Origin of the sequence: Salegentibacter lacus (genome assembly GCF_020164555.1) — a bacterium.
GTDB lineage: Bacteria > Bacteroidota > Bacteroidia > Flavobacteriales > Flavobacteriaceae > Salegentibacter > Salegentibacter lacus.
Map to the genome: position 1 here is coordinate 29479 of NZ_JAIQZB010000009.1, position 18263 is coordinate 47741.

Consider the following 18263-nt stretch of genomic DNA (forward strand, 5'->3'; position numbering starts at 1 on the left):
CACTATGAAGAGATATAATAACATATTCAATAAGATGCTTCTGTTGCTACTGCTTGCTTTTAGCTTTGGTTGCAGCGAAGATTATTTGGACAAAACCGAAGAATACAATATAGATTCGGAAAACTATTTTAATTCTGAAGAAGACTATTATAACGCAATGATTGGTGTTTATGATGTTTTACAATCTACTTACGTAAATGTGTTGCTGGGCGAAATCGCTTCAGATAACACCCTAAGTGGTGGGGAAAGTGCCAACGATGTAATTGGTTTTCAGCAGGTAGACGAAATGACGCATACTCCGGTAAATGATAACCTGGACGATGTTTGGGACTGGAACTTTGCCGGCGTGCAACGTGCCAATTATGTGTTGGAGTTTGAAGATAAAACCGATTTTGAAGGCCGCGAAATGATTATTGCTGAAGTTCGGTTTTTACGAGCCTATTTCACTTTTGAATTGGTAAAATGGTTTGGACCAATTCCGTTAAAAGGAGATGAGCGTTTTGTTTTAGGTGACGAAAATTCTATCCCCAGAGCGCCTGTAGAAGATGTTTACGCGCAAATTGAAAGCGATTTACAATTCGCAATAGATAACCTGGATTATACCGCGCCGGAAATTGGACGCGCAACCAAAGGGGCTGCAATGGCCTTGCTTGGAAAAGCTCATTTGTACCAGGAAGAATTTGATGAAGCTGCTGTGGTATTAACCGAATTGATCAATAACGGACCCTATGCTTTAGCCGATTTTGAAACCCTTTTTGAACAGGAAGGCGAAAATAATGAGGAATCGGTTTTTGAAGTGCAATATACAGGGGAAGAAGGAGCAGGTTTTGGATGTTTACAGTGTAGTGAAGGTAACGTAGCGGTAGGTTTCCAGGGAATTAGAAATTACTCAGGTCCTGTTTTTGAACCTGGTTTCAGTTTTAATGTTCCTGTTCAGGAAGCATACAATTTATTTGATGAGGACGATATTAGAAGGGAATTTTCCATTTTAGATATCGAAGCCTGGGTAGAAGAAACCGGTGCAACTTATGCTGAAGGTTACAAGCACACCGGTTATTTTAACCGAAAGTACCTTCCGCGTAAAAACGATAACGTAGGTGATGCAAACCTTACTCAGCCAAATAATTACCGTTCTATTCGCTATGCCGATGTGTTACTAATGGCTGCTGAAGCCTTGAACCGCGGTGGAATAGACGATAATGAGGCAAGAATTTATCTAAACGAAGTACGTGAAAGAGCAGGTTTACAGGAAGTAGAAGCTTCAGGTAATGTTCTTACCGAACTTATCTTCGAAGAGAGAAGAAAAGAATTGGTAGGCGAAGGTCACCGTTTCTTCGATTTAGTTAGAACCGGCAGAGCCGCAGATAACATTGATGGGTTTACATCAGGTAAAAACGAATTATTCCCAATTCCGTTAGAAGAAATAGAATTCTCTCAGGGTAACTGGGAGCAAAATCCTGGATACTAAAAAATTAGCATTATGAAAAAACACTATAAAATAATTTTCGCATTCCTACTCACACTACCTTTTATTGGCTGTGAGAGTGATGACGATTCACTTGTAGATCTTAGTAGCATAGCTACTCCGACAAATCTTGGAGCTAGTTTTGAGATCACTCAGGATAATTCAGGGCTGGTAACTATTACACCAAAGGGCGAAAGTGCCAATTTGTATACCGTAGATTTTGGAGATGGAAGTGAAGTATCTTCAGAAATAAGACCCGGAGAAACTGTAGATCATATTTATGCTGAAGGCGATTATGAAGTAGCCGTTATAGGAACTAATTTAAATGGTGTTTCTGCAACCGGGACACAGCCTCTTACTGTTTCTTTCCGTCAACCTGAAAACCTTGAAGTAACAATTACCAAGGCAGAAGACGATAATTATGCCATAACAGTATCAGCTACAGCTGATTTTGCTGCAATGTTTGAAGTTTATTTCGGAGACGTGGCAGATGAAGAAGCTACAACATTTATGATTGGTGAGTCTGTTACGCATACCTACGATGCGATTGGTGATTATGATGTTAAGGTGGTAGCCTTAAGTGGTGGTGTTGCAACTACCGAAGCTACACAAACCGTAAGTATTACAGATCCATTGTTCCTACCTATAGATTTTGAATCTCCAACAAAGAATTATACGTTCTTTAATTTTGGTGGAGGTGAAGGTGCAGGAGCTCCTGTAATTGATAATCCAGATGCAAGCGGAATTAATACTAGCGATAGAGTAGCTTCTTATACTAAGCCAGCAGGCTCTGAAGTATGGGCAGGAACAAATATAGCGCTTGATGAGGCTATAGATTTCTCTTCAGAAAAGTATATTAGTGTAGATGTATGGTCTCCAGCTGCCGGAACCCCGGTTATCTTGAAGATAGAAAATCTTGATGATGCTGATGTGAATGTAGAGAGTACCGTTGAGACTACTGTTAGTAACGAATGGGAAACATTGATCTTTGATATGACCACGGTAGACCCGGCCATTGATTATGGAAGACTGGTGTTATTCTTCAACTATGGAACGCCTGGAAATGATGAAACTTATTATTTCGATAATATTCAAACCACCAATTTAGAGCCGTTAAAATTTCCTATAACATTTGATAATGATGCTGTAGACTATACACCTGCTCTTTTTAGTGGAGCTTCATTTGAGGTGGTTACCAATCCAGATCAATCGGGAGCTAATAACTCAGATTCAATGGTTGGTGCAATTACCAATATTGGAAATGCTTATGAAGGCGCTTCCTTTAATCTTGAAGAGCCTGTAGACTTCAGTGGTGATAATAAAACAATCACTATGAAATTCTGGTCAGATGTTGCGCTACCTATATTACTGAAATTTGAAGGTGGTGTTACTGGCGAACGTCAAACTGAAGTATCAGCTAACCATACCGGATCCGGTTGGGAAGAAGTGACTTTTAACTTTAGTACAGATGCGATTAAAAGTTATATTGATGGATCACAGGGAGTTGGTGAGGCATTTGTTCCAACTGGGCAATACGCTATAATGACCGTTTTTGTAGATGGTCCTGGAAATACAGCCGGAACATTCTACCTGGATGATATTAGTTTCCAAATGGGAGAAACTTCCTATATATCTTTATTCAGTGAATTCGGTGATGATGTCAATGTAGATACATGGTTAACAGAATGGTCTAATTCAGATTATGAAGAAGTAGAGTTTGACGGTAGGCTTACCAAGCATTATTTTAACCTTGGTTTTGCAGGAATTGAGACTTTAGCTGAACCGATTGACGCTAGTGAAATGACACATTTCCATACTGAAATCTATACCGGTAATGCAACAGAGTTTAAGATCAAATTAGTTGATTTAGGCCCTGACGGTGTTTATGCAGGGGATGATCTTTCTGAACACGAGATTGTAATAGACAATCTTGCACAAAATGAATGGGTTAGTTTAGATATTCCATTATCAGAATTCACCGGCCTTCAGGATACGTCAAATATTGGTCAACTTATTTATTCTGGCGTGCCTACTGCTGAAGCAAATGTATATCTGAACAATATTTATTTCCATAACTAGAATTAAAATAAATTAAAATGAAAAATATACTAAAAACAGGTCTTGTAGCACTTTCGCTGGTATTTGCCAGCGCATGCTCCAATGACGATTACGATATTGGCGAAATAGTCGCTCCTACTAATCTACAGGTAGAAACTAATGTCGTTGGGCAATCAGAAGATATGCCTGATGGAGATGGTAGTGGTGAGGTAACATTTAGTGCAACTGCAGATGGCGCCATGACCTATAAATACGTTTTTGGAAATGGAAGTTCAGTAACTACTTCTAATGGTGTATATACGCATCAATTTTCTGAAACCGGTACTAAAGTTTATACGGTTAACATTATAGCTTATGGGCCAGGTGGTACTGCCAGCTCAATGTTAGTAGATGTAGAGGTGCTTGTAACTTATGCGCCACCAGCTGATCTATTAGAGAAATTAGTAGGAAAAGAATGGCGAATTAAAGCTGAAGTTCCTGGTCACTTTGGCCTTGGACCTGTAGGTGGTTTAGAGGGACCTGAATTTTTTGCGGTGAGTGCAAATGAGAAAGTTGGGGTTGGAATGTATGACGATAGATATATCTTCAATGAAGATGGCACTTTTACTCACATTACCAATGCTAATAATGATGAATCAGAGATAGATCCATCAGGAACCGTTTTTGGAAGAATAAACCTGGTAGATCAACTAGGAGTGTCTTGTGATTGTGAAGTTCAGGGAGCAGATGTTCTTAACATACCTTATAACGATTATACGGAGAACTGGTCTATATCAGCCCCAGGAGGTAATGAAACCATTAACCTTACGGGATTAGGCTTTATTGGTTATTATATTGGCGGTAATCATAGATATGAGATTTTTGACCGCTCAGGAACTAATGAACTTATCCTTAGATCTACAGATGGTAATGGCGAATTTGACTGGTGGTTTATTCTTACCTCAGATTCCGCAGAAGAAGAGGAAGAGTTTGAAAGCCAGTTTAATACTGAGATCTGGTCAGATGATTTTGATGGTGATGCGCTTAATACCGATAACTGGAATTATGAAATTGGTAACGGAGACAATGGCTGGGGTAATGGAGAAGCTCAATACTATACAGATGCCCAAGACAACGTGAAAGTTGAAAACGGAAACCTGGTAATTACAGCAAAAAGAGAAGCTGAGAGTGGTTTCGATTTTACTTCTGCTAGAATAACTACTAAAGATAAATTTGAATTTACCTTTGGTCGTGTAGAAGTTCGTGCAAAATTACCTGCTGGAGGAGGAACCTGGCCTGCAATTTGGATGTTAGGTGCTGGGTGGCCGGAAGAAACATGGCCTGGAGTTGGTGAAATGGATATTATGGAATTTGTAGGGAACGATCCTGATAGAATTTCATCTGCCTTACATTTTCCCGGGAATTCAGGCGGAAATGCTATTGTAGGTGACACAGAAGTTTCTGACGTGACCTCAGAATTTCATGTATATGAAGTTGAATGGACTGCGGAAAAAATCACTTTCCTAATGGATGGTGAGCCACATCTTGAGTTTGATAACGATGATTCAACTCCTTTCCAGGACGACTTTTATTTATTGCTAAATATTGCCATGGGAGGTACCCTTGGAGGAGATATTGCTGATGATTTTCAAGAGTCTACTATGGAAGTGGACTACGTGAAAGTTTATCAGGAATAATATTATTTTAAAAATCAGACTGCCTGATTACTATGTGATTTTTACTCTATAGTCGAAATTTAAAACTTTCTCTATGAAATGCTTCTTGAGCTTTCCGCGAGATAGTTTACGGTTGAAGATAATTTGTTTGTAGGCCACAAACTGAATTACCACACATAGTCCAGGCAGTTTTTTTATGCCCAAAAACAATGAAAAAACTATATCTGTTAGGTTTTTTCCTGTTCAGCTTTTTTATAGCAAAGTGCCAGGAAACAACCATAAAAAGTTCGGTTAAAAATGTAGAAGCCAAAGTAGATTCGGTTTTGGCATTAATGACCCTTGAAGAGAAGGTAGGGCAGCTGGTGCAATATAACGGCAGCTGGGATCTTACAGGACCTGCTTCAGAAATGAACAACAAACAAAAGGAACAAAACCTTAAGGCTGGGAAAGTAGGCGCGATGCTTAATGTACTTTCGGTAGAAGCTACCAGGGAAGCCCAAAGGATGGTGATGGAAAATTCACGCTTAAAGATTCCTTTAATGTTTGGGTATGACGTGATACACGGATATACTACAATTTTTCCCGTACCTCTTGCAGAAACAGCTAGCTGGGATCTGGAGGCGATGGAAAGAACGGCAGAAATTGCTGCTCTGGAATCGGCTGCAAATGGTGTTAACTGGACATTCTCACCTATGATAGATGTCTCCCGCGATGCCCGTTGGGGAAGGATTATGGAAGGATCGGGCGAAGATCCTTATCTAACTTCAAAAGTAGCGGTTGCTAAAGTAAAAGGTTACCAAAGTGACGATCTTTCAAATCCACAAAGTATAGCCGCAACAGCCAAGCATTTTGCAGGTTACGGTTTTGGAGAAGCAGGAAGGGATTATAATACGGTGCATATTGGAGAAAATGAACTTCATAATACCATACTTCCGCCGTTTGAGGCTGCAGCCAAAGCTGGGGTAGCCACTTTCATGAATGCTTTTAATGATCTTGACGGAATCCCGGCAACCGGGCATAAAGTCCTGCAACGGGATATTTTAAAGAAAAAGTGGGACTGGGACGGATTTGTAGTTTCAGACTGGGGTTCTATCCCAGAAATGATTGCCCATGGAGTGGCAAAAGACAAGAAAGAGGCTGCTAAAATTGCCCTTAACGCCGGGAGCGATATGGATATGGAAGGTGGAGCCTATGAATCCAGCCTGGTGAGTCTGGTTGAAGAAGGAGAAGTAAGCGAAGATTATATAAATGATGCGGTGCGAAGAGTACTTAGAGTGAAATTCAAATTGGGACTTTTTGATGATCCATATTTATATTCTAATGCAGAACTTTTAGAAGAAATCCCCTTTGAAGAACATAAAAATGTAGCTCGCGACGTGGCTAAGAAATCTATTGTTCTGTTGAAGAATGAAAAGGAGTTACTTCCAATAAAAGAATCGGTTCAAAAAATTGCAGTTATTGGGCCGTTGGCCGATGATAAGGATACACCGATTGGAAACTGGAGAGCACAGGGAGAAGCTAATTCAGCAGTTTCTTTGGTGGAAGGTTTGAAAAATAATATCAGCGAAAATGTTGAGATCACTTATGCGAAAGGAGCAGACCTGGGCATAGGAGAGCGAAGCTTTTTAATGCCTCTTGAAATTAATGAAACTGATACCTCTGGTTTTGAAGAAGCAATTAATACTGCTTCAGAAGCAGATTTGGTAATTATGGCGTTAGGTGAAGACGCTTTTCAAACCGGCGAAGGCAGGAGCCAGGTAAATATTGGTTTGGCAGGAGTTCAGCAGGAATTGCTTGAAGAAATTTATAAAGTGAATCAAAATGTTGTTTTAGTTTTGATAAACGGAAGACCTTTGGAAATTACCTGGGCTTCAGAAAATGTTCCCGCTATTGTTGAAGCCTGGCAGTTAGGCTCAGAGAGCGGAAACGCCATAGCCGATGTTTTACTGGGAGATTATAATCCTTCAGGAAAATTGCCGGTTTCTTTTCCAAGAGCAGTGGGTCAGGAGCCACTGTACTACAATCAAAAAAGTACAGGCAGGCCATCCAATCCAATACATGTAACTTATTCAGGGTATACCGATGAAAAGAAGGACGCACTTTATCCTTTTGGTTTCGGACTTAGTTACACCACTTTTGAATATGGAGATCTCACACTTTCCGAAGAAGAATTAACTCCTGAAAAGCCAATTGAAGTTAGCTTCAGTCTAAGCAATACAGGGGAAAAAGAAGGCAAGGAGGTTGTTCAACTATATATTAGAGATCTTGTAGCGAGTACCACTCGCCCGGTTAAAGAACTTAAAGGTTTTGAGGCAGTGACATTAGCTCCAGGGGAAACAAAAACAGTGACTTTTGAAATAAACGAACCTATGTTGCGCTTTTATGGCGCCAATAAAACCTGGGAATCTGAATCTGGGGAATTTGAAGTTTTTATAGGCGGAAATTCCGGAGACCTTAAGAAAGCCAGCTTTAGTTTAAAGAAAATGGGCCAACAGGCTTCTGCACGGGAATTGATTTGGGAAGAAGATTTTGAAGGTAATTCCTTGAATATGGATAACTGGAGCTACGAAACCGGTGACGGTTGCCCTGATCTTTGTGGTTGGGGAAACAACGAACGACAGATCTATAGCGAAGATTACGTTGAAGTGAAAGACGGGAATTTGGTGATTACTGCTGATAAAGTAGGCGATAAATATTACAGCGGAAAAGTAAATACCAAAGATAAATTCGAGTTTCAATACGGAACTGTTGAGGTACGCGCTAAATTACCAGATGGCCACGGATTATGGCCGGCGATCTGGATGCTGGGAAACAATGTAAATGAGGTAGGTTGGCCTGCTTCAGGCGAGATTGATATTATGGAATTTGTAGGAAGACAACCAGATACTATTCATAACGCCTTGCACACGCCCGCAAGTCACGGCGACACCGAAAATATCAAAACCACACCGGTAAAAAATGCAACCTCAGGCTTTCACGTTTTTAAAATGAATTGGACTAAAGATGCAATCACTTTTTATATTGATGGAGAAAAGACCTACACCTTTTCTCCTTCAGAAAAAAATGAAGAAACGTATCCTTACCATCATCCGTTTTACTTCTTGTTGAACCTTGCTGTTGGCGGCAATTTTGGAGGACCTGAAGTAGATGATTCTATTTTTCCGAAACAGTTTTTAATAGATTATGTAAAGGTTTATAAATAATAATTTTAGCAGCTTAAATTTAAAAGGCCGGCATACCACAAGCGTATGTTGGCCTTTTGTTTTTAAGCTTTATTTTAATGGATTGGCTGAAGATTAATAATTTATGTATATTTTACACATATTTCAAAGCCCAACTTATGAGAAACCTTTTTATTTTATTGATATCTACATTAATATTTACAAGCTGTGCCGAATCACAGAAAGACGATACTCCCTGGACAAAGTTATTTGATGAAGAAAGCCTGGATGGCTGGACAAAAAAGGGTGGCGATGCTGAATACCGAGTCGAAAATTCAGCAATAATTGGTACTACGGCCCATAATACCCCAAATACTTTTCTTACAACCAATAAAGATTACGAAGATTTTATACTGGAGCTGGATTTTAAAGTCCACCCAAGTATGAATTCTGGCATCCAAATTAGAAGCAATAGTTTTGATGATTATATGGATGGCCGAGTACACGGGTACCAGGTTGAGATAGATCCTTCAGACCGTGCCTGGAGTGGTGGTATTTATGATGAAGCACGCCGCGGTTGGTTAGTTGATTTAGACGGAAATTCTAAAGCTCAAGAAGCTTTTAAGCAAGATGAATGGAATAGTTTCCGCGTGGAAGCCATTGGCGATACCATTAAAACCTGGTTAAACGGGGTTCCCGCAGCTCACTTAATAGACGATAAAACAGCAGAAGGCTTTATTGCCCTGCAGGTGCATAGTATTGGCGAAGATGCGGAAGAGGGCACCGAAGTGATGTGGAAAGACATTAAAATTCTTACCGAAAATTTAGATAAATACAGCACTGAATCTCCCCTGGAGCCTGTGCAAACCAAAAACAGTCTAACAGCAGCTGAAGAAGATAATGGCTGGGAATTGCTTTGGGACGGCGAAACAACAGATGGTTGGCGAGGCGCACGTTTAGATGAATTCCCTGAAGAGGGATGGGAAATAGAAGATGGAATACTTACAGTTTTAGCCAGCGGTGGCGGCGAATCTGAAACCGGGGGTGATATTGTAACTAAAGATCTTTATGGTGATTTTGAATTAAAAGTTGATTTTAAAATTACTGAAGGTGCTAATAGCGGCATAAAATATTTTGTGGATACCGATCTAAATAAAGGTCCCGGTTCCTCTATAGGTTTGGAATATCAAATTCTGGACGATGAACGCCACCCTGATGCCAAACTGGGCAACCACGAGGGGAGCAGGACAATGGCTTCTTTATACGATCTAATTCAGGCCGATCCCGATAAACCGGTAAATCCCGTAGGAGAATGGAATACTGCCCGAATTGTTTCAAAAGGAAATAAAGTAGAACACTGGTTAAATGGTGAAAAAGTGCTTGAATACGAACGAAAAAGCGACGAGTATCGCAAACTGGTTGCTGAAAGTAAGTATGTAGACTGGCCAAATTTTGGGGAAGCCGAAGAAGGCCATATACTACTTCAGGATCACGGCAATAAAGTGAGTTTTAAAAATATAAAGATCAAATCGGAATAAAGATGAATTCAAGAAGAGATTTTATAAAAAAAACAGCCTTGGGTGGGACAGCAATCGCGGTTGGAAGTTCAGCAATGGCAATGAGCGCTAAAAGCTACCGTAAAATTATAGGCTCCAACGACAGGATTAACGTAGCGATAGCCGGTTTGGGAAGAAGGCTGGGTGCCTATTTCGACCCTATTGCGCGCAAGGATTCCAATGTGGAGCTGTTGTATTTATGTGATGTAATGGAAAGCCAGCGTGTAAATGCGTTAGAGCGTTTTTCTGAACATATAGATTATAAACCAAAATTAGAAAACGATATTCGTAAGGTTTTTGAAGATAAAAAGGTAGATGCTATTATAAATGCCACTCCAGATCATTGGCACACCCCTGGTTCTATTATGGCGATAAAATCGGGAAAGCACGTGTATGTTGAAAAACCTTCCAGCCACAATATGTTTGAAAATGAATTGTTGGTAGAAGCTACTAAAAAATATGGGAAAGTGGTTCAAATGGGAAACCAGCAGCGATCTTCAAATCACACTATTGAAATTATAAAAGATATCCACGAGGGAGCCATTGGCAAAGTTTACAAAGCAGTGGCATTTTATACCAATGGCCGCGGTGAAGTTCCAAATCAGAAAAAAGCTGCGGTTCCGCAGGGATTAGACTGGGATTTATGGCAGGGACCTGCACCACGTAGAGATTATACTGAGGAAACCTGGGATTATAACTGGCACTGGTATGGTTGGAATTACGGTACTGCCGAAGCCGGCAATAATGGAACCCACGAGATGGATATAGCTCGCTGGGCCTTACAGGTTGGCCTACCACTACGCACCGATGTTCAGTCAGCAAAACGACATTTTAAGGACGATGGCTGGGAAATGTATGATACTATGGATGCTACTTTTAAGTTTGCAAACGATAAAGTTATTCAATGGGATTCTAAAAGCCGAAATGCCTACGATACCTACGGAGGCGGCCGGGGAACTATAATTTATGGAACCGATGGTGGTGTTTTCGTAGACCGTGAAAGATATGTATTAACCAATAGAAATGGTGAAATTATCAAAGAATACAATTCGGAATCTGATGAAGCCGGGACAGCTTTAGGCGGTGGTGGCGATATGTCTACAGCCCATATGATTAACTTTTTTGACGGGATACGTGGTACGGCAAAACTCAATGCACCTATAGACGACGCGAACATTAGTATGACGATGGTTCACTACACCAATATTGCCGATCAACTTGGGAGAGGTTTTGATATAGACGATAGAACCGGAAGAATTTTCGACAGAGAAGCAATGACATTGTGGGGGCGTGAATATGCACCCGGATGGAAACCTGAAATTTAATCGCTCTGGCTAATTGTTTTCTTTGAAAATGATTTTTAAACCTACGTATAAAACACCAATTTTACTTTTGAAATTCAATAAAACCTAATTGATATCATAATTCATAAAAGCTCTTTTTTAATATCTTAGCACCTCATAATGCCCCCTTATGGATAATATTAAAATTGAAGAAAATGAAGAGATTAAAAGGCTTCAGACTTTGCTCTCCTATAACATTCTGGACACTCCCTACGAAAAAGATTTTGATGAACTAGCACAGTTAATTGCCCTAATTTGCGATGTTCCGATTGCTATCATTTCGATGATAGATGATAAAAGGCAATGGTTTAAGGCTAAAGTAGGCATCCCTTCCAACGAAACTCCAATTGAAGAAACTTTCTGTCAGTATACCGTAGTACAGGACGAGCTTTTAGAAATTTCTGACGCCCTTGCAGATGAACGGGTAAAGAATAATCCGCACGTAACTATAGAAAATGGCATTCGCTTTTATGCCGGGATGCCCTTAAAAGCCGGGAACGGTTATAACATTGGTACGGTTTGCGTGGTAGATGGTAAACCCGGAAAGCTCAATACCCGGCAAAAACAAGCATTAAAATTACTTACTAGTCAGGCGATGCACCTCATAGAGGCCAGGCAAAAAAATAAAAACCTGGGAAAAGAGCTAAATAGTATTCTCGAAAAACGAATTGCACAAACTGAAAAGAAACTTGAGCTCAAGGAGAGTGAGAATAAATCTTTAATGCAGGCAATTAAAAATTCCAGCGGAGTTGTAGAATTTAGACCAGATGGAACTATAATTTCTATAAACCATAATTTTGAAGAAAGTTCGGGTTATACCGAAAGTGAACTTTTAGGTAGCCACCATAAAATACTTTTAACACCTGCAGATTATGAGGTTAATAACCAAATTTGGGAATCTCTGGCCCTTGGGAAGCATAAAACTGGTAGGGAAAGAATAATCCATAAGGACGGATCTGAGTTTTACTTGCAGGCCTCCTATAATCCCATCCAGGATCTGGAGGGCAATGTGGTAAAAGTTGTAAAGATTTCACAGGATATTACTAAAGAAATTGAAGCTGAAATTTCATTACAAAAGGCCAAAGAAATGGCCGAAAACCTTAATGAGCAAAAGGATAATTTTATTGCTAATGTAAGTCACGAAATTCGTACTCCTATTCACGCCATATTAGGATTTACCGATCTTTTACTGGAAAATGAAAATGATTCGCATAAAGTTAATTACCTGAATGCCGTAAAAGTTGCCGGAGATTCGCTGTTGTTTATTGTTAATGATATTTTGGATCTTTCTAAAATGGAAGCAGGCTTATTACAAATAGATAAAGACGTTTTCAACGTAAGAGACACAATAAACAGGGTGTTTTCAATATTGCACCTCAAAGCGCACCAAAAGAAAATTGGTTTTGAACTATATATAGATCCCGATGTTCCTGAATTGTTGAATGGCGATAAGAATCGTCTTTCCCAGGTGCTAATCAATCTTCTGGGAAATGCTATAAAATTCACTTCATCGGGAAGTGTCAAGCTAGGTGTAAGTAAGCTTAAAGAAACTTCAGACCAGGTTATATTGAATTTTAAAGTTTCAGATACAGGAATTGGAATTTCCAAAGATAAATTAGATACTGTTTTTCAAAGATTTTCCCAGGCTGAAGAAAATACCTCTCAAAAATATGGGGGCACCGGCTTGGGGCTTAATATTTCCAAACAGCTTATAGAGAAACAGGAGGGTTATATTGAAGTGAAAAGTGAACCGGGAAAAGGAACAGATTTTATTTTCGGTATTCCATTTGAAAAAGCAATTGAAATAGCGAGTATTTCAGCAGTAAATTCAGAAGAAATACAGCGAAAATACAGCGGTAAAATCTTAATTTGTGAAGATAGTGAACTTAACCAGCGCCTGGTAAGAGCTATTTTGAAGAAACAGGGCCTCGTTGTTGATATTGCTTCAAACGGCGAAAAAGCTATAAGCCTGTTAAAGGAAAATACTTACGACCTTATTTTTATGGATGTGCAAATGCCAATTAAAAATGGCTATGAAACCACCAAAATTATTAGAAAAAAGCTGGAATTAGAAACGCCTATTGTTGCATTAACGGCTAATTTAATGGCGGCTGAAAGACAAAAATGTCTTGCTGTTGGAATGGACGATTATTTAGGAAAGCCTTTTCACAAAAAGCAATTATTTGAAAAAGTTGAAAAGTGGGTAAATAGCAAAAAAGAAGTGGAGTTAAAGGATTGAAGGAAGAACCGCACCAAATTCAATAAAACACCAGGATATAATTTGGAAACCAGATTTAATTAATAGGTTGTGTTAAAGTATAACAAATTTGTATTATTTTTATATGGTGTTGCCCCCACACAAAACCATCTTACCTGTTTTTACGTTATATAACCCAAACCAAAGTTTTTGGGAGATAATATTATTGTGGTACATTACGCATCAATTATGAGGGTCAAAGTTAAGCATATAATAGCCTTGGTAGTTTTTGGACTATTACTATCGAATGCGACCTTATTCGCTGGAGGGGATCAGTACCCACCACCTCCCAATATAGAGGCAAGTTCACCTCCTCCACCTGTAGGTCTTCCCATAGATTTCGGCATCTCCGCTTTAATAGCTGCCGGTTTAGGTTTAGGAATTTACCATATAAGGAATAGAAAATAACTATTTCATTTCCTGAATTCGCTTAACGTATTTCCCAATAACATCAAATTCCAGGTTTACCATAGCTCCTTCCGTAAGATTTTTAAATGTGGTATGCTCATAAGTATAAGGGATTATAGCCACGCTAAATTCGTTTTTCTTAGAATTAACCACGGTAAGACTTACGCCGTTTACCGTTATAGATCCTTTTTCAATGGTGATATTTTGAAGAGTAGGGTCGTATTCAAAAGTGAATTCCCAGCTGCCGTCTTTTTCAATTATATTTTTACAAACCGCAGTTTGATCTACATGTCCCTGAACGATGTGGCCATCGAGACGATCGCCTAATTTCATTCCTCGTTCCAGATTTACCGGGGCACCTTTTTTTAGGTGCTTCAAATTCGTTTTTTCCAGGGTTTCAGCAACGGCGGTAACGGTGTATTCATTATCGCTAATAGAAACTACGGTTAAACAAACTCCGCTATGTGCAACGCTCTGGTCTATTTTTAATTCGGGCGTCATCGCTGCTTTTATGCTGAAATGCATATTTCCACCTTCAGTCTCAATACGGCCTACTTCTCCTACTTCTTCAATAATTCCGGTAAACATATCTTTGGATTATTCTTACATTTGTGATGTAAAAATAGAAATAAACACGGGAAGTTTAATGAAATAGCTCAGAACAAATCCATATTTTATTTGGATTTAAATTGGTGAAAATCATAGAACAAAAAAAATCCCGATAAAGATAAGCAGATGAAGCACGCAGAAAAGGTGAAATTAGGAATAAGCATAGGGGATTTAAATGGAATTGGAAGTGAAATAATGCTTAAAACCTTTGATGATTCCCGGATGCTGGATTTTTGTACACCGGTAATCTTTGCATCTACTAAAGTGCTTACTTTCTTAAAAAAACATTTTAATCTTTCTTTGAATTATCTTGGCGTAGACGATGCTTCTAAAGCCATTGACGGGAAAATTAACGTGGTGAATGTTTGGAAAGAAGGAGTAAACATCAAATTTGGGGAAGAAGATCCTCAAATTGGGGAATATGCTTTTAAATCTTTACAAGCTGCCACGAAAGCATTAAAAGAAGATGAAATTGATGTGCTGGTTACCGCCCCTATTAATAAACACAGCATCCAGTCGGCGGAATTTAATTTTCCCGGGCATACAGATTATCTGGCGAAAGAGCTGGAAGGCGAAAGTCTTATGTTTATGATTACCGATACCTTAAAAATCGGTTTGCTTACAGATCATGTAGCTCTAAAAGATATTGCCAATACTATTACTCCGGAATTGATTGAGAAAAAACTGAATATAATTCAGGAAACTTTAAAACAGGATTTTAGGGTACAAAAACCTAAGATCGCGGTTTTAGGAATAAATCCGCATAGTGGCGATAATGGGGTTATTGGAAAAGAAGATGAAGAAATTTTAAAACCAACGCTTCAGAAATTACGCGATAAAGGCGATCTTGTTTTCGGCCCATTTTCTGCCGATAGTTTTTTCGGTTCAAAAAACTACGTGAATTTTGATGCGGTAGTGGCTTCCTATCACGATCAGGGATTAATTCCGTTTAAAACCCTATCTTTTGGAAATGGGGTAAATTTCACCGCCGGGTTGAGTAAAGTGAGAACATCACCAGATCATGGAACCGCTTTTGAAATTGCCGGAACAAATACGGCTAATATCAATTCTTTTAAAGAAGCGGTTTTTCGGGCTATAGAAATTTATAAATGCCGGGAAGAATATAAAGAACTGACCAAAAATCCTTTAAAGAAACAGGGCAGAAAGTTATAAACAAAAATTTGTTTATAACAGCGCTCTAATTTATTAATTTTTATATATTTGCACCCGCCTAAGCAGAAGCGGCCTGGGCAAGAAATTGACGATGAGATGAGGAATTTAGCAGCGTATACAATCCCTTTTGTGGGATTAAAGCTGGGAAAACACCAGTTCGAATACGAAATTAATAAGGAGTTCTTTGAGCATTTTGAGTACGACGATCTAAACACCGCCGATGTAAAAATAGATTTGTTGTTGGATAAGAAGACAACAATGATGGAGCTTACTTTTAATGCTTCCGGTTTTGTAAACGTAAATTGTGACATTACCAACGAGCCCTACGATCAACCTATTGAAGGAAGTTTGTTTTTGGTGATAAAGTTTGGTGATGAATTTAATGATGAAAATGAAGATTTGCTTATTCTGCCTCACGGGGAGTTTGAAGTAAACGTTCAGCAATATATTTACGAACTTATTGTTTTGTCTATACCTTTAAAAAGGGTTCATCCCGGGGTAGAAGATGGCACTTTAGAATCTGATGTACTTGATAAACTTGAAGAATTAAGTATTAATAACAACGAGAATAAAAATGATGAGGATGAAATAGATCCTCGTTGGGATAAATTAAAAAACTTATTAAACGATAAATAACAGCAAGCCATGGCACATCCAAAGAGAAAAATCTCGAAAACCAGAAGAGATAAAAGAAGGACACATTATAAAGCTTCGGTACCTAAAATAGCTACAGATCCTACAACAGGAGAGGCGCATTTGTACCACAGAGCACACTGGCACGAAGGTAAACTATATTACCGCGGTCAGGTATTAATTGACAATACCGAAGAAATAGAGGCTTAATTACACATAGAGCTTTAACTTTTTATAAAAAACTCTCACCCACGTGGGAGTTTTTTGTTTTAAGTTGAATAAGTGCTAAAAAGACCTTAATTTGCACCCCCGTTCAAAGAAAAATCAGTACTTTTCTTTAAATTTTTTTACGTTTTTTTAGGCGTAGAAGGGGTTTAAAAGTCAAATCTATGAATAAAATCACAGCTGCTATTACCGCTGTGGGTGCTTATGTGCCCGAAGATGTGTTGACCAACAAAATGTTGGAAGAGATGGTGGAGACCAACGATGAATGGATCTTCAGTAGAACCGGAATAAGAGAACGCCGAATACTTAAAGACCCTAACAAGGGAACTTCATATTTAGGAATAGAAGCAGCTAAAGATTTAATAAAAAAATCTAACCTCGATCCAGAAGAGATCGATTTGGTTATTCTTGCTTCTGTCACTCCAGACTTACCTGTAGCCGCCACAGGTGTTCATGTTGCTACCCAAATTGGTGCTACCAATGCTTTTGCCTACGACCTTCAGGCTGCCTGTTCAGGATTTCTATATGCAATGTCTACCGCATCAGCCTATATAGAATCTGGACGTTATAAAAAGGTACTGGTAATTGGAGCCGATAAAATGTCTTCTATAATTGATTATACCGATAGGACAACTTGTATTATCTTTGGAGACGGTGCAGGTGCCGTTTTGATGGAACCTAATGAAGAAGGTCTGGGATTACAGGATGAAATTCTTAGAAGTGACTCTATTGGTCGGGATTCGCTTAGCGTAGAAGCCGGAGGCTCGCTTATGCCGGCTACAGAACTAACTGTTGCCAAGAAATTGCATTATGTGAGACAGGATGGTAAAACAGTTTTTAAATATGCGGTTTCGAATATGGCCGGGATTAGCGAAGAAATTATGAAGCGCAATCAATTAACCAATGAAGATGTAGACTGGCTTGTTGCGCACCAGGCAAATAAACGAATTGTGGGTGCTACGGCAAACCGCATGGGACTTGAAGATAAAAAAGTGCTTATGAATATTGAGCGCTATGGAAATACTACATCGGCTACCTTGCCTTTATTGCTTAGCGATTATGAAAAGCAATTTAAAAAAGGAGATAATTTAGTTTTTGCTTCATTTGGAGGCGGCTTCACCTGGGGAGCTACCTATTTAAAATGGGCATATAATTCTTAAAAAACCAACACCCTATTATTATGGATTTAAAAGAAATTCAGAATTTAATCAAGTTTGTGGCCAAATCTGGTGCCAGCGAAGTAAAGCTGGAGACTGGCGATGTAAAGATCACCATTAAAACAGGCTCAGACGAGAAAGAAACTATTGTTCAACAAGTGCCTATGGGTAGCCATATGCAGCATATGCCTGCGCAGCAGCAACCTCAGCAACAACAACAGGCTCCGGCTCCTTCTCACGGGAACGACTCTCAGAGCAAAGAAGAGCAAAATACATCTGCAGAAGAAGATTCAAAACATATCACCGTAAAATCTCCAATTATTGGAACTTTCTACCGCAAACCTTCTCCAGATAAGCCCACTTTTGTAGAAGTAGGAGATTCAATTAAAGAAGGTGATGTGCTTTGTGTAATTGAGGCTATGAAACTTTTCAATGAAATTGAAAGTGAAGTTTCTGGAAAAATAGTAAAAGTACTGGTAGACGATTCTTCTCCTGTAGAGTTCGATCAGCCTTTATTTTTAGTAGATCCATCATAAATTACTGCCCATTTAGCTTAAGGGAAA

The 18263-nt window shown here is 39.1% G+C and carries 14 protein-coding genes; 13 read left to right on the top strand and 1 reads right to left on the bottom strand.

Going from position 1 to position 18263, the window contains the following annotated elements; translation table 11 throughout:
- The first annotated feature begins 4 nt into the window (after positions 1-4).
- The 8 genes from LB465_RS08730 to LB465_RS08770 all read left to right on the top strand — a co-directional run bounded on the left by LB465_RS08730 (position 5) and on the right by LB465_RS08770 (position 13903).
- Complete coding sequence (locus LB465_RS08730; RefSeq protein WP_224469375.1) at positions 5-1468, top strand: RagB/SusD family nutrient uptake outer membrane protein; 1464 nt, start codon at positions 5-7, stop codon at positions 1466-1468.
- 12 nt (positions 1469-1480) lie between these two features.
- The gene (locus tag LB465_RS08735; protein WP_224469377.1) at positions 1481-3544 is read left to right on the top strand and encodes a phage tail protein; all 2064 of its coding nucleotides are present in this window, start codon (positions 1481-1483) and stop codon (positions 3542-3544) included.
- Between the two features lie 17 nt (positions 3545-3561).
- Entirely contained in the window at positions 3562-5199 is a 1638-nt protein-coding gene (locus LB465_RS08740) for a glycoside hydrolase family 16 protein (RefSeq protein WP_224469379.1), read from the top strand.
- A 188-nt stretch (positions 5200-5387) separates the two neighbouring features.
- The gene (bglX, locus tag LB465_RS08745) at positions 5388-8381 is read left to right on the top strand and encodes a beta-glucosidase BglX (protein ID WP_317198428.1); all 2994 of its coding nucleotides are present in this window, start codon (positions 5388-5390) and stop codon (positions 8379-8381) included.
- A 137-nt stretch (positions 8382-8518) separates the two neighbouring features.
- Positions 8519-9877: a 3-keto-disaccharide hydrolase gene (locus tag LB465_RS08755; protein ID WP_224469382.1), complete on the top strand. Its 1359-nt coding sequence runs from the start codon at positions 8519-8521 to the stop codon at positions 9875-9877.
- A 2-nt stretch (positions 9878-9879) separates the two neighbouring features.
- The gene (locus LB465_RS08760; RefSeq protein WP_224469385.1) at positions 9880-11220 is read left to right on the top strand and encodes a Gfo/Idh/MocA family protein; all 1341 of its coding nucleotides are present in this window, start codon (positions 9880-9882) and stop codon (positions 11218-11220) included.
- 148 nt (positions 11221-11368) lie between these two features.
- A complete protein-coding gene (locus LB465_RS08765) occupies positions 11369-13477 on the top strand; it encodes a response regulator (protein ID WP_224469387.1) in 2109 nt (702 codons plus the stop codon).
- Positions 13478-13645: 168 nt separating this feature from the next.
- Positions 13646-13903 carry a PID-CTERM protein-sorting domain-containing protein gene (locus tag LB465_RS08770; protein WP_224469389.1) on the top strand — a complete coding sequence of 86 codons (258 nt, stop codon included), beginning with the start codon at positions 13646-13648 and terminating at the stop codon, positions 13901-13903.
- Here LB465_RS08770 and LB465_RS08775 read toward each other — a convergent pair whose 3' ends face one another.
- Positions 13904-14491 (bottom strand): riboflavin synthase, encoded by a 588-nt coding sequence (locus tag LB465_RS08775; protein ID WP_224469391.1) that lies wholly within the window; start codon positions 14489-14491, stop codon positions 13904-13906.
- A 147-nt stretch (positions 14492-14638) separates the two neighbouring features.
- Between LB465_RS08775 and pdxA the strand changes: the two genes are divergently transcribed.
- The 5 genes from pdxA (at position 14639) to accB (ending at position 18236) form a co-directional block, all read left to right on the top strand.
- A complete protein-coding gene (gene pdxA, locus LB465_RS08780; RefSeq protein ID WP_224469393.1) occupies positions 14639-15685 on the top strand; it encodes a 4-hydroxythreonine-4-phosphate dehydrogenase PdxA in 1047 nt (348 codons plus the stop codon).
- A 96-nt stretch (positions 15686-15781) separates the two neighbouring features.
- The gene (locus LB465_RS08785) at positions 15782-16321 is read left to right on the top strand and encodes a YceD family protein (protein WP_224469395.1); all 540 of its coding nucleotides are present in this window, start codon (positions 15782-15784) and stop codon (positions 16319-16321) included.
- A gap of 9 nt (positions 16322-16330) precedes the next feature.
- Positions 16331-16528, top strand: coding sequence for a 50S ribosomal protein L32 (gene rpmF / locus LB465_RS08790; protein WP_037318365.1), 198 nt, complete (start codon positions 16331-16333; stop codon positions 16526-16528).
- 179 nt (positions 16529-16707) lie between these two features.
- Entirely contained in the window at positions 16708-17703 is a 996-nt protein-coding gene (locus LB465_RS08795) for a beta-ketoacyl-ACP synthase III (RefSeq protein WP_224469397.1), read from the top strand.
- 20 nt (positions 17704-17723) lie between these two features.
- A complete protein-coding gene (gene accB, locus LB465_RS08800; RefSeq protein ID WP_224469400.1) occupies positions 17724-18236 on the top strand; it encodes an acetyl-CoA carboxylase biotin carboxyl carrier protein in 513 nt (170 codons plus the stop codon).
- Positions 18237-18263 lie beyond the last annotated feature (27 nt).

Coding starts and splice junctions, on each gene's coding strand:
- bglX (WP_317198428.1), top strand. CDS start 5,388: ATGAAAAAACTATATCTGTTAGGTTTTTTCCTGTTCAGCTTTTTTATA.
- LB465_RS08765 (WP_224469387.1), top strand. CDS start 11,369: ATGGATAATATTAAAATTGAAGAAAATGAAGAGATTAAAAGGCTTCAG.
- pdxA (WP_224469393.1), top strand. CDS start 14,639: ATGAAGCACGCAGAAAAGGTGAAATTAGGAATAAGCATAGGGGATTTA.
- LB465_RS08755 (WP_224469382.1), top strand. CDS start 8,519: ATGAGAAACCTTTTTATTTTATTGATATCTACATTAATATTTACAAGC.
- LB465_RS08775 (WP_224469391.1), bottom strand. CDS start 14,491: ATGTTTACCGGAATTATTGAAGAAGTAGGAGAAGTAGGCCGTATTGAG.
- LB465_RS08760 (WP_224469385.1), top strand. CDS start 9,880: ATGAATTCAAGAAGAGATTTTATAAAAAAAACAGCCTTGGGTGGGACA.
- LB465_RS08785 (WP_224469395.1), top strand. CDS start 15,782: ATGAGGAATTTAGCAGCGTATACAATCCCTTTTGTGGGATTAAAGCTG.
- rpmF (WP_037318365.1), top strand. CDS start 16,331: ATGGCACATCCAAAGAGAAAAATCTCGAAAACCAGAAGAGATAAAAGA.
- accB (WP_224469400.1), top strand. CDS start 17,724: ATGGATTTAAAAGAAATTCAGAATTTAATCAAGTTTGTGGCCAAATCT.
- LB465_RS08740 (WP_224469379.1), top strand. CDS start 3,562: ATGAAAAATATACTAAAAACAGGTCTTGTAGCACTTTCGCTGGTATTT.
- LB465_RS08730 (WP_224469375.1), top strand. CDS start 5: ATGAAGAGATATAATAACATATTCAATAAGATGCTTCTGTTGCTACTG.
- LB465_RS08735 (WP_224469377.1), top strand. CDS start 1,481: ATGAAAAAACACTATAAAATAATTTTCGCATTCCTACTCACACTACCT.
- LB465_RS08795 (WP_224469397.1), top strand. CDS start 16,708: ATGAATAAAATCACAGCTGCTATTACCGCTGTGGGTGCTTATGTGCCC.